11 protein-coding genes are annotated in these 12,569 nt (G+C 68.0%); 6 read left to right on the forward strand and 5 right to left on the reverse strand.

Going from position 1 to position 12,569, the window contains the following annotated elements; genetic code table 11:
- Positions 1–88: 88 nt before the first annotated feature.
- Together glgC and serB are read left to right on the forward strand one after the other, a co-directional pair.
- Positions 89–1,333 (forward strand): glucose-1-phosphate adenylyltransferase, encoded by a 1,245-nt coding sequence (glgC, locus tag B6G06_RS05255; protein WP_080462747.1) that lies wholly within the window; start codon positions 89–91, stop codon positions 1,331–1,333.
- Positions 1,334–1,424: 91 nt separating this feature from the next.
- On the forward strand, positions 1,425–2,057 hold the full coding sequence (gene serB, locus B6G06_RS05260; protein ID WP_080462748.1) for a phosphoserine phosphatase SerB: 633 nt from the start codon (positions 1,425–1,427) through the stop codon (positions 2,055–2,057).
- Between the two features lie 713 nt (positions 2,058–2,770).
- Here serB and B6G06_RS05265 read toward each other — a convergent pair.
- The 3 genes from B6G06_RS05265 to B6G06_RS05275 form a co-directional block, all read right to left on the reverse strand.
- On the reverse strand, positions 2,771–4,639 hold the full coding sequence (locus B6G06_RS05265) for an ABC transporter ATP-binding protein (protein WP_081171327.1): 1,869 nt from the start codon (positions 4,637–4,639) through the stop codon (positions 2,771–2,773).
- A gap of 540 nt (positions 4,640–5,179) precedes the next feature.
- Positions 5,180–5,722, reverse strand: coding sequence for a SixA phosphatase family protein (locus B6G06_RS05270; protein ID WP_080462750.1), 543 nt, complete (start codon positions 5,720–5,722; stop codon positions 5,180–5,182).
- 66 nt (positions 5,723–5,788) lie between these two features.
- The gene (locus B6G06_RS05275) at positions 5,789–6,643 is read right to left on the reverse strand and encodes an SDR family oxidoreductase (RefSeq protein ID WP_081171329.1); all 855 of its coding nucleotides are present in this window, start codon (positions 6,641–6,643) and stop codon (positions 5,789–5,791) included.
- Positions 6,644–6,733: 90 nt separating this feature from the next.
- On the opposite strand from B6G06_RS05275, the gene dusB reads away from it, so the two are divergent.
- Positions 6,734–8,002, forward strand: coding sequence for a tRNA dihydrouridine synthase DusB (gene dusB, locus B6G06_RS05280; RefSeq protein ID WP_080462752.1), 1,269 nt, complete (start codon positions 6,734–6,736; stop codon positions 8,000–8,002).
- Here dusB and B6G06_RS05285 read toward each other — a convergent pair.
- Positions 7,954–9,279, reverse strand: coding sequence for a YibE/F family protein (locus tag B6G06_RS05285; RefSeq protein ID WP_081171331.1), 1,326 nt, complete (start codon positions 9,277–9,279; stop codon positions 7,954–7,956). The two genes, dusB and B6G06_RS05285, sit on opposite strands and share 49 nt — an antisense overlap.
- A gap of 11 nt (positions 9,280–9,290) precedes the next feature.
- A complete protein-coding gene (locus B6G06_RS05290; protein WP_081171333.1) occupies positions 9,291–10,682 on the reverse strand; it encodes a glycine--tRNA ligase in 1,392 nt (463 codons plus the stop codon).
- A gap of 270 nt (positions 10,683–10,952) precedes the next feature.
- Between B6G06_RS05290 and B6G06_RS05295 the strand changes: the two genes are divergently transcribed.
- From B6G06_RS05295 to B6G06_RS05305, 3 genes are all read left to right on the forward strand, one after another.
- A complete protein-coding gene (locus B6G06_RS05295; RefSeq protein WP_080462755.1) occupies positions 10,953–11,414 on the forward strand; it encodes a Fur family transcriptional regulator in 462 nt (153 codons plus the stop codon).
- 126 nt (positions 11,415–11,540) lie between these two features.
- Positions 11,541–11,762, forward strand: a complete 222-nt coding sequence (locus B6G06_RS05300; RefSeq protein ID WP_205635442.1) for a hypothetical protein — start codon at positions 11,541–11,543, stop codon at positions 11,760–11,762.
- Complete coding sequence (locus B6G06_RS05305; protein ID WP_081171337.1) at positions 11,725–12,567, forward strand: glutamine amidotransferase-related protein; 843 nt, start codon at positions 11,725–11,727, stop codon at positions 12,565–12,567. Before B6G06_RS05300 ends, B6G06_RS05305 begins: the two co-directional genes overlap by 38 nt.
- Positions 12,568–12,569 lie beyond the last annotated feature (2 nt).

Consider the following 12,569-nt stretch of genomic DNA (forward strand, 5'->3'; position numbering starts at 1 on the left):
CTTCTCCGACGCCTCGCCATGAGGTCAGATGTCAACCCGCATCCCAAACCGGTCACATGAGTGGCCCCGATCACCGTAAGGTGGTCCCATGGCTTCCCCTCGTGTCCTCGCAATCATCCTCGCCGGCGGTGAAGGCAAGCGCCTCATGCCCCTGACCGTCGATCGGGCCAAGCCCGCCGTGCCCTTCGGCGGGATCTACCGGCTCATCGATTTCTCCCTGTCCAACATGATCAACAGCGGCTTCCTCAAGGTCGTCGTGCTGACCCAGTACAAGTCGCACTCGCTGGACCGCCACATCGCCAAGACCTGGCGCCTGTCGAACATGCTGGGCAACTACATCGCGCCCGTGCCCGCGCAGCAGCGCGTGGGCAAGCACTGGTTCCTCGGCTCGGCGGACGCGATCTACCAGTCCCTCAACCTGCTCGACGACGAGCGGCCGGACTACGTGGTGATCACCGGCGCGGACAACATCTACCGCATGGACTTCTCCCAGATGCTGGACCACCACATCGCCTCCGGACTGCCCTGCACCGTCGCGGGCATCCGCCAGCCGCGGTCCCTGGCGGACCAGTTCGGCGTCATCGAGTCCGACCCGGCCAACCGGGGCGTCATCAAGGCCTTCGTGGAGAAGCCGAAGAACACCCCCGGGCTGCCCGACTCCCCCGACGAGATCCTCGCCTCGATGGGGAACTACATCATGAACGCCGACGCCCTCCTGGAGGCCGTGACCGCGGACGCCGCCGACGAGTCCTCCAAGCACGACATGGGCGGCAACATCGTGCCGTGGTTCGTCTCCCGGGGCGAAGCCGGCGTCTACGACTTCAAGGACAACGACGTCCCCGGGGCAAGCGAGCGCGACCGCAGCTACTGGCGCGACGTCGGGACGGTGGACGCCTTCTACGAGGCCCACCAGGACCTCATCAGCGTCAGCCCCGTGTTCAACCTGTACAACGACCGCTGGCCGCTGTTCGCCGGATATGACGCCTCGATGCCCCCGGCGAAGTTCATCTACGCGCACCACGAGCGCCTGGGGCACGCCGTTGACTCGATCGTCTCGCCCGGCGTCATCGTCTCCGGTGGCGAGGTGATCTCCTCGGTGCTCTCGCCGTCGGTGCGAGTGAACTCGTGGTCCTCGGTGCGCTCGTCGGTGGTCATGGACGGCGCGCAGATCGGCCGGAACACAGTGGTTAACCGCGCGATCCTCGACAAGCACGTGGTGATCGAGGAGGGCGCGATGGTCGGCATTGATCGCGAGCACGACCTCGAGCGCGGCTTTACCGTCACCGAGTCCGGCATCACCGTGGTCCCCAAGGGCAAGGTTGTCACGCGCTGAGGCACTCCCCGGGGCCGGCCGATCCCAGGCCGGCCCCGGGGACGCGCTCGGCGAGGGGCCGGGCGGCACGGGCGACGTCGTTGGGAGCAATATGAGCACGGGACCGGGCCTGCTGGTGATGGACGTGGACTCCACGCTCATCGAGCAGGAGGTCATCGAGCTCATCGCCGAGCGGGCGGGGACTCGAGAGGAGGTCGCCGCCGTCACTGAGCGGGCGATGCGCGGCGAGTTGGACTTCGCGGCCTCGCTGCGCGAGCGGGTGGCGACGCTGGTGGGCGTGCCGGAGACAGTATTCGCCGAAGTCCTGGCCGAGATACGCCTGACGCGCGGGGCGGCGGGCCTCATCACGGGTCTGCATGAGCGGGGCTGCGCCGTGGGCGTGGTCTCAGGGGGCTTCGAGGAGGTCGTCCTGCCCCTGGCCGAGCGCCTGGGGATCGATCATGTGGCCGCCAACCGGCTGGAGGTCGCCGATGGGCACCTCACCGGGCGGGTCCTGGGGAGGATCGTGGATCGAGGCGTGAAGGAGGCCTGCCTGCGCCAGTGGGCGGCTGAGCGCTCGGTGCCGATGGAGCGCACGGTGGCGGTGGGCGACGGCGCGAATGATCTCGATATGATCCACGCGGCGGGCCTCGGGATCGCGTTCTGCGCCAAACCGGTGGTCCGCGAGCAGGCCCCGGCGCGGATCGACGCGCGCGACCTGCGCCTCGTGCTCGACCTCCTCTAGCCGCACCGCCCCCTTTCGCGAGACCGGTCGAAAACATGGGCGAGACCGGTTGGCCGTCCACAGGACAGTGCTGGTGGTGAGGGTTTTCCACAGGTTGGTGGTGGGGCCTGGCGCTAGGGGTGGGCGGGGCCCTTGCCCTGGCGGCCTACCGCGCCCTAGACCCAGCACCGCTGACGGCCCGTGCCAAGGACCCCGCCCCGCCCGAGGCCAGCGGGGCCCCTCCCACCCAACTGGCGGCCGCCGGCCCGAGCGAGGCCACCGCCCCGGCGCCGACCACCGACGCGCTCGACGGTGGTACCGGAGTGGGCACAGGTGCCAGGCGACACGGTGGGGTTCCCATCGACGCATGAGCCGCAGGACAGCAATTCGTCGAGGCCGGACGACGCCTACCCTCAGGCGTCAGGAGTGCGTTAGCGCGGGCCATGAAGGCCCCTGAAGGGCCGTGAGCGCGGTGACCCGCGTCCTACCGGAGGCTTCCGCCTGCCCACGAACCCGTTCGCGGCCTTCCGAGGACGCGGGACAGGGCGCGAGAGCACTCCCCCCATCCCTCTGCGAGATCAAATCCTTCACCATATCCGAGATGATCCACCCCCTTCGTTGCGTCCGACAGATTCCATGGGCCTCCCCGTGGCCCTCAAGGACAATTCCAAGATAGGCAGCGACATCATAGGCGCCCCCCGGGACGCTGTGTGCGCTGTTTCCGGCAGGACCGATCAACGGCCCTGCAGGGCCTGGGCGTCATACATATTGCGATAATGCGCGCAGCCTTCCATTAAGTCCGCGTGCCTGCCAACGCCAACGACCGCACCATCATCGACGACGATGATCCTGTCCGCATGAGCCACTGTGGCGAATCTATGCGAGACGAGCACGACTGTCGTCTCGCCCCCAAGCGCGGCCATGGCCTCGAAAAGTATCTTCTCCGAGACCGCGTCCACAGAAGCGGTCGGCTCGTCAAGGACCAACAGGCGAGGCTTCTTCACCAAGGCCCTCGCAGCCGCGATCCGCTGCCACTGCCCAATAGACGGTTGATGACCTCCCTCAAAATGCCGCCCCAGCATCGTGTCCAACCGCTCAGGCAGGGACATGGCCCAATCCCTCAGTCCGACCGCTTCAAGAGAATCCCAGAGCCGTTCATCATCAGCGGTGCCGCGATCTCGCGGATAGCCGTATTCAATATTGTCTCGCAACGATCTCTCATATTTAACGAAATCTTGGAAAAGAGCGGAGGACCATGAGTATAAATATTCTCGCGACAGCTCTCCGATGGGGCGGCCATCAACGAAAATTTCCCCTTCATCCGGCTCATAGAACCTTAGCAGCAATTTACATATCGTTGATTTGCCGCAACCGTTGACTCCGACAAAAGCGGTGATGCTGCCACTGTCGATCGAAAAGGAAACATCATTCAACGCGAGAACATCAGTCCCAGGATATCGGAAGCTCACATTACGGAACTCCACTGAGCCGCCGCACCCACCGGAAGGCCCTCGGAACGCGCCTTCAGCGATACGGGCGGGTTTCGTATCGACCAGTGCCGCCCAATTTGACACATAAAGAAGATGCTGATAAATGCCTGTGAAGCCGATGAACGCCGCGAGCACTAATGGGCCGACCTGAGTAGTGGCCGAAATAAATCCCGCAAGCTCGCCCACCCTATTATGCGCCCCGGCAACAATTGCCGCGTAAACCACTGCGCCGAAGCTGGCGAGCACAGAGACCATCCCAAGGCCTCCGGCCTGGAGGAGAGTGAAGCGCGCCAGGCCGATGTCTTGGCGCAAGAAATTTTTCTTGATCAACGAATACGAGTCCGTGAACAGTTCATCCAGGCGGAATAGGCGAGTTTCCTTCTTGGCGCTATCCGACATGAGCAAGCCGCGGAAGTATCCCGCCAGCCTAGCCTTCGTGGCACGCTCGTACTCTATATCATAAGCCCTCGTTTGAACGCGAAAAGTAGCAACGCATCCAGGGATAGGGGCGACAAGGAGTATCGATGCTATAACAGGGCTCCATTGCCAGAGCACTGCGCATATGCTCAGCAGCGACAGCAGCGATTGGATCGCAGATCTCAGCGTATCGAACAAACCGTAGACGTGCTCACCCGTCGATTCGTTCACACGTTGGATGATGTCATACGTCTTTGAGGATTCAAAATTTTGCACCTCCATGCCCCCCAGTCGTTGAGCCACATCGATCTCTATGTCATACGATAGCCTTAAAGTTAAGGTATCTCCAAGGAATTTGATCATGTTCTCGAGAATGTATTTCACGAAAACAATCAGTCCGAACACGATGGCCCAAACGAGGTACCCTCTATGACCAGCACTGTCCACGACTGACGATACGAGAACTCCGACCGCATATACTTGCGCCCCAGGGAGAATACCGGCCACTATCGACAATATTCCGATCACGGCGAAGCGGCGACGCGCGCTTCTGTCGATTCGACTCCAAGCAATGCTCATTGTCCGGGACAGAGGAGCCGCCCCGCGCATCAATTGCCGTGACTCAAACTCAGTTTCCGCAGCAATCATCCCCTTTCTAGATAGGTGTATCGATGGATTATCTTCCTCAACATCCATAGAATATCGGTTTCAAATTCCCTGTTCGCTGAATTCAGTCGGTTGCAATGCATGCGCATAAGAGAGTCGATAATCGAATTATACTGGCCAGAACCGAGGTCGCGATGATTAGCAATCGTTGTCACCGGATCAGAATTGAGCATCGCCATACTATCTCTTTTTTGTGGATCATTAAATATATCTCGAAAGAACACTAGTAAGGAATCTCTCTGCTTTGAATGCGCATTCATAGAAATTTTAGTAGCATGGATATCCCTCGGAATGCGATCAAGTAGATGATGAGGCTCGATACCTAGCGCATCAATATATTCAATCAACGACTTGACGCCATCAATTGGTAAAATTGGATCACTCCGTCTGTCGGTCTTGTACCTCTTGACTAAGGCCTGGAGCGCCACAGACTAAGCATCCAACTCATCACCACACCTTCTTGATCACGCCCTTGGAACGAGCAGGCTCCCATCGCGCTTCCACAGGCGCGCTGCCGGTCCCCTCCACGCCTCTTTGCGGGCCACTTCCGCAGAGCGCTCATGACGGCGACTAATGGGCGGGGGTGAGAAGATCGATGACCTCGGCGGTGCCGCCGGTGAGGGCGTTCCACGGCGAGCCCACCCGCAGGACGGCGGCGTTGGCGGTCGACATGCCGTAGGAGACCCGCCGCCCGAGGTCGCTCACTCCCCCATCGAGATAGGCGGCGAGCTCGGAGGTCGTCGGCTCGTGCCCCACCACGATCACCGTGCGCGCGCCCGGCCCCGCCTGACGCACCAGCTCGAGGACGGCCCGGCCTCCCCCGAAGTACACGTCCTCCTCCACGAGGGCTCGCCCCGGGGACAGCCTCTCGGCGATCGGCTGGGAGGTCTGCCGCGCGCGCTCCGCGGGCGAGACGATGAGCAGGTCGGCGCTCCCCACCCGGGTGGCGAGGACCGCCGCCAGGGCCCGGGCCTGCGCCGCGCCGGCGTCGGACAGTGGGCGCTCGATATCCGTGGGCGCCGCGGCGGCACGGGCGTGGCGGATGAGGACGAGCGTGCGGGCCTCAGCGGCATCGGCGGCGCCAACAGCGGCGTCGGGGGCGGTCTCAGTCATGGGTCCTCCTCGCGGGTTGAGGGCGTGCGGATCGGTGGCCGGGGCGGTGCCGGACGACGCCCGCGATCACAGGGTCGCCCCACCGTCGGCGTGGATAACGGCCCCGGTGGTCGCGGGCATCCAGTCGGACAGGAGGGCGACGGCGGTGCGCGCCACCGGCGAGGCGTCGTTGGGGTCCCAGCCGAGCGGGGCGACCGCCCCCCAGCCGCCCACGAGATCATCGAAACCGGGGATCGCGGAGGCCGCCGTCGTGCGCAGCGGCCCGGCGGACAGGGCGTTGACCCGCACTCCCCTGGGCCCGAGCTCGACGGCGAGGGCCCGCACCGAGGCCTCGAGGGCGGCCTTGAGCGGTCCCATCCAGCCGTATCCGGGGTAAACGCGGGAGGTGTCGAAGGTGAGGGCGAGCACAGAGCTCCCCCGCCCCAGCAGCGGCGCCGTCGCCTCGGCGAGCGCGGCCAGGGACGCGGCGGAGACGATGAAGGCGTCGCGGAGCGCCGCCATGCGCGCCTCCCCCGCCTCCTCCAGGCGCGCCCTCGCCCGCTCGCCGTCGTCATCCTCCCCCGAGCCGGCGGGCAGCACCGTCCCGAGGAGGTCGCGGCTGGCACGGGCGATCGAGTGGACGAGGCCGTCGAGCCGCACCACGCCAAGGCGCTCCAACTCGCCCGGCAGCGCGGCCAGGAACGCGGGATCGGCCGCATCGAGCCCCACCACGGGCTCGGCCAGGCCCTGCAGCGCGGCGACGGACTCCGTCAGGGCCCGGGCGCGCGGGTGCGCGGTGAGGATGACGCGGGCGCCCTGCTCAGCGGCGGCGCGGGCCACGGAGGCGGCGATCGAGGAGGGGCGCATGACCCCGGTGATGAGGATCGTGCGCCCCCGCAGCAGCCCGGGAGATGCGCCCGGGCTCGGATCCCTCGGATTCATGGCCCCTCCCGGGCCCGTCACAGCCGTCACAGGCACAGCCTACGGGGTGGCGCCGTCCCCGGGGAGGCGACTCCGTGCCAGCATGAGCGCGTGATCGCCCCTTCGCACTCCCCCGCCCCGCTGCGCCTGGGCCCCATCGAGGTGCCCATGCCCGTGGTCCTCGCTCCGATGGCGGGCGTCACGAACGCCTCCTTCCGCCGGCTGTGCCGCCAGGCCGCCGAATCCGCGCTCCCCGACGCCCTGCGCCCCTCCTCCCCGGGCCCGGTCCCCACCGACGGCGGCGGCCTGCGGGCGCCCGCAGGCCTGTACGTCACGGAGATGGTCACCACCCGGGCCCTCGTGGAGCGCAATGAGAAGACCCTCGCCATGGTGCGCACCGACCCCGCCGAGCGGGTCCGCTCAATCCAGCTCTACGGCGTCGACCCCGTCATCGCGGGCAGAGCCGTGCGCATCCTCGTCGAGGAGGACCTCGCCGACCACATCGACCTCAACTTCGGCTGCCCCGTGCCCAAGGTGACCCGCAAGGGCGGGGGCGCGGCCCTGCCGTGGAAGCGGGACCTGCTCGCCGCGATCCTGCGCGAGTGCGTGGGCGCCGCGGAGAACGCCGTCCGGGCCGCCCGCCGCTCACGGGAGGTACCGGTGACGATGAAGATGCGTGTGGGGATCGACGAGTCCCACGAGACCTTCCTCGATGCCGCCCGGGCGGCGGAGAATGCCGGCATCGCCGCCGTCGCGCTGCATGCGCGCACCGCCCGGCAGCACTACTCGGGCCAGGCCGACTGGGCCCGCATCGCCGAGCTCAAGGAGTCCACGCGCCTGCCGGTGCTGGGCAACGGGGACATCTGGGTGGGGGATGACGCCGTACGCATGATGGCCGCCACCGGCTGCGACGGCGTGGTCGTGGGGCGCGGCTGCCAAGGGCGCCCATGGCTCTTCGCCGACATCGTCGCCGCCATGCGCGGCGAGGCCTCCCGCACCCGCCCGGATCTCGACGCCGTCATCGCCGTCATCCGCGAGCACGCCCGGCTGCTGGCCGATGAGATGGGTGAGGACCGGGGCGTGCGCGACCTGCGCAAGCACGTGGGCTGGTACCTCAAGGGCTACCCGGTGGGCGGGGCTGCCCGCAACGCGCTCATGCGGGTGGGCTCGTTGGCCGAGCTCGACGCCGCCCTGGGGACCATGCGCTCGCACCTGCCCGCCCAGGTGCCCTACCCCGGCGAGACCGTCGAGGGGCCCCGTGGCCGCGCGGGCCATCCGAAGCGCCCTCACCTGCCCGATGGCTGGCTGGACTCCCCCGTGCTCGACGCCGATCAGGCCGAACTGCTGGGCGAGGCGGAGTCGGACGTCTCGGGGGGCTGAGCCGGGCCCTCAGGGGCGGCCGCCCCCGGGCCGGCCAAGCCCTTCGTGCCATCGGCGCTCTGCCCCGCCCCACCGGTGCGGCACAGGATGGTGGCGATGGCCGTGGTCGCGGGGATCGCCAGGACGAGCCCGATCGAGGACACGAGCGTGCGCACGATCTCCTCCCCGATCTCCCCGCTGAGCAGGGTGTCGATCACGGAGCGGTCGATGAGCGCGGCGGAGAGGATGAGCGGGAGCGCGGTGCCCGCGTAGGCGAAGGCGAGGGTGTAGACGGTGGATGCGATGTGGTCGCGCCCGATCCTCATGCCACCGGTAAACAGGCGGCCCCGGGGCATGGCGGGGTTGGCGGCGTGCAGCTCCCAGACGGCCGAGGCCTGCGTGATGGTGACGTCGTTGAGGACGCCGAGCCCCGCCACCACCATCCCGCAGGTGAGCAGGGCCCGCAGGTCGAGCTGAACGCCGGCCTCGCCCACGAGCCCGTTGAGGGTGAGGGCGGTGTCCTCGACGGCGCCGGTCAGGTTGGATGAGCTCGTCCCCCACAGCGCGAGCAGCACGGTGATGATGACGCCGGCGAAGGTGCCCAGCAGCGCGGTGGTGGTGCGCACGGATACCCCGTGCGCCACGTAGACCGCCATGAGCATCATCGCCAGCGAGCCGGTGAGGGTGACGGCCAGCGCGTTCTCCCCGGCGAGCAGCGCGGGGATCATGAAGCCCATGAGCACGGCGGTGGCCATGAGCAGGCCCAGGACGCTGAGCGCGCCGCGCTTGCCGGCCACCGCGAGCACGAGCACGAGGTAGACGGCCGCCAACAGCCCGATCGGCAGGCTCCGCTGGTAGTCGACGAAGACGTAGGGGGTGCCGCCGGCGAGCGCCTGGGGCGTGTAGAGCACCTTCATGGAGTCACCGGGATGGGCGACGCGCGCCGACTCGGGCGGGATATGGACCGGCACGACGAGGCCCTTGCCCTCACCACTGGTGATCTCGGCGCACAGGGCGTCGGTGAGCAGTGAGCCGTTGGAGATCCCGCTGAGGACCTTGGCGGAGTCCTCGCAGTCGGATACGGAGGTGGAGGTGACCGTGGCGGTCTCCATGGAGGACCCCCCGACGGCGAAGGGCCGCGAGCCCACGAGGGAGCCCTTCCCCGGCCACAGCAGCGCCAGCCCCACGAGGGTGGCCAGGACGATCGGCACGATGATCGCCGCCAGCACGATCCTCACGCGGCGCGCCTCGCCCACCGTGACGGGCGAGGCGCCGTGGTGGTGGGAGTGCCCCGACATGCCGGGCGCCGTCAGCAGCCGGCGAGCCGCTCGGCCAGGTAGCGCTCGATGCCCTCCAAGGGCACGCGCTCCTGGACCATGGTGTCGCGCTCGCGCACCGTGACGGCCCCGTCCTCCGGGGAGTCGAAGTCGTAGGTGAGGCACAGCGGCGTGCCGATCTCGTCCTGGCGGCGGTAGCGGCGGCCCACCGCCCCCGCGTCGTCGTACTCGACGTTCCACAGGCGGCGCAGGCGCGAGGCGACGGCCTTGGCGGGGCCGGTGAGCTCCTCCTTGCGGCTCAGCGGCAGGACGGCGGCCTTGACCGGGGCCAGGCGCGCGTCGAGCTTGAGGACCACGCGGGTGTCGAGCCCGCCCTTGGTGTTGGGGGCCTGGTCCTCGTGGTAGGCCTCGACGAGGAAGGCCATCATGGAGCGGGTCAGGCCGGCGGCGGGCTCGATGACGTAGGGAACCCAGCGCTCGTTGGTGGTCTGGTCGAAGTAGGACAGGTCCTTGCCGGAGTGCTCGGCGTGGGTGGACAGGTCGAAGTCCGTGCGGTTGGCGATGCCCTCGAGCTCGCCCCACTCCGAGCCGGCGAAGCCGAAGCGGTACTCCAGGTCGACCGTGCGCTTGGAGTAATGGGAGAGCTTCTCCTTGGGGTGCTCGTAGAGACGCAGGTTGTCGGGGTCGATGCCCAGGTCGATGTACCAGTCGCGCCGGTAGTCGATCCAGTACTGGTGCCACTCCTCGTCGGTTCCCGGCTTGCAGAAGAACTCCATCTCCATCTGCTCGAACTCGCGGGTGCGGAAGATGAAGTTGCCCGGGGTGATCTCGTTGCGGAAGGACTTGCCGACCTGGCCGATGCCGAAGGGAGGCTTCTTGCGGGCGGCGCTCATGACGTTGGCGAAGTTGATGAAGATCCCCTGGGCGGTCTCGGGGCGCAGGTAGTGCAGGCCCGCCTCGTCATCGACAGGCCCGAGGTAGGTCTTGAGCAGACCGGAGAATTCGCGGGGCTCGGTCCAGCTCCCGCTCTGGCCGGTCTCGGGGTCGGGGACCTGGTCGAGCGTGACGGCGTCGGGGTCGAGGCCCTTGCGCTCGGCGTACTCCTCGATGAGCTGGTCGGCGCGGTAGCGCTTGTGGGTGTGCAGGGACTCAACGAGCGGGTCGGTGAAAGCACCCACGTGGCCGGAGGCGACCCAGGTCTCGCGGGGCAGGATGACCGAGGAGTCCAGGCCCACAACGTCGTCGCGGGAGCGGACCATCGCCAGCCACCACTGCTTCTTGATGTTCTCCTTGAGCTCGACGCCGAGCGGGCCGTAATCCCAGGCGGAACGCGTGCCGCCGTAGATCTCGCCGCAGGGGAACACGAAGCCGCGGCGCTTGGCCAGGTTGATGACGCGATCGAGTGTGGAGGAGTTCTGTGCCACCGGGTGTCTCCTGAATCATTCCGTCGTTGTCCGCACCTGGATGGTGGGAACGAGTGCCGACAGTCTAAGCGCAGCACCGCGCCTCCCCGACGACACCCCGCCCGGCCTGCCGAGAGGCGGTCCTCGCCTGTGACGAGCATTGCCACACCGAGGCACCCGTCGGTGAGATGATGAGGGCGGGCCGACGCTGGGCGCGCTCTCGTGCCGGGCTCCCCAGTACCCCTTGAGCACTGGCGCGATCGCGCCGACGATGAGAATCGAGGCCATATTGTGAGCAGGACGGCGGGCGACACCCCCTCCAAGTCCACCGCGGGCTCGACGGCGGCCAGGCCCCGCGCCACGCGCCAGCGCGCCGCCGTGGCGGGGATCCTTCAGCGCACCGCAGAGTTCCGCTCCGCCCAGCAGATCTACGCCGCCCTGGAGGCGGAGGGCACGAAGGTGGGGCTGGCCACGGTCTACCGCAATCTCACGGCCCTGGCGGACAGCGGGCAGGTGGACCAGGTCCGCAGCGCCGACGGCGAGATCCTCTACCGCTCCTGCGAGCGGGTGGGTCATCACCACCACATCGTGTGCCGCAACTGCGGACGCACCGAGGAGGTCGCCGGAGAGGAGCTCGAGGCCTGGATCGAGAGGGTGGGCACGGCCGCCGGGTTCACCCAGATGGAGCACGTGGCGGAGTTCTTCGGGCTGTGCCGGGACTGCTCGGCGCGCGCCGAGGGCGACGACGCCTGACAGACGCGGCGCCGCGGCGGGGCGACATCGCCCCGTCCATTCTCTTCCACCGCATCATCGCCGGGGGCGTCATGATCGTCCCAGTGGCGATCTCTCCACATCCTCACCCACTCCCCCGGCCGCGCCATGGCGCTGGCCATGGGCGTCGGCGTGGCATCCTGCGCGGCCGGAGTCGTCATCACCCGCATCATCCCGGTCTCGCCAGGAGCGATGATCGTCATCCTCCTCGTGGGCGGATACGCCCCCGCGGCGCTCATCGATGCGATGATCTCTGCTGTTCGCTCCGCACCCCGCCGTCAGGAGGCAGTTGATGATCGACGAGCGCCCGGGCCGATCCCCCCGCGCTGACAGCCCCGTCCCCGCGCGCCCCCTGCTCGTGGCCGTGTGCCGCGAGCCCGGGCCCATCGCCGACGACGAGCTCGCCACCCTCATCGAGTGGGGCGGTCTCGACCCCGAGCACGGCATCGAGACCATCCACCTCCTGGAGGCAGGCGCCCCCGAGCCCGAGGAGATCGACCTGGATCGCTACTGGGCGGTGACGATCACGGGTTCCCCCTTCGGCATCCGCCCCGATCCGGCCCACGATGCCGCCCGCCCTCCCGCCGGGGGGCTGGCGGCGCTGGAGCGGATGCGCCGCCGCGCAGTGGCGCTGGCCGGGAGGCTCGTGGCCGAGGACCGGCCCACCCTGGCCCTATGCTTCGGCCTCCAGGCGATCGCGCTCGCCCTGGGCGGAGGCCTCACGAGCGCTCAAAGCGAGGACTTGAGCGCGCCGCACCTGGCGCCCACTGAGGCCGGGCTCGCCGACCCGGTCACGGGCAGGCTCCCCGCAGCGCTACGGGGCTATGTGGGGCACGCCGACTCCCTCGCCGTCGGACCCGATGGCGCTCTTCCCGGTGGCGGGACGATCCTGCTGACCGGCGCCACCTGCCAGGTGCAGATGGCCCGCTGGGGCGAGCACGTGTACGGCACCCAGTTCCACCCGGAGATCACCACCGAGGGCATGCGCATCCGCATCGCCCAGTACGGGGGCGCCTACTACCCGCCCGAGGAGCGAGCCGCCGTCATCGAGCGCTGCGACAGCGCCGACGTCACCGGCGCCAACGCGCTCATCACCGCCTTCGCCAGCCGCTACGCGCACAGCCCTACCACGTAGGA

Source organism: Actinomyces gaoshouyii, assembly GCF_002076915.1.
GTDB lineage: Bacteria > Actinomycetota > Actinomycetes > Actinomycetales > Actinomycetaceae > Actinomyces > Actinomyces gaoshouyii.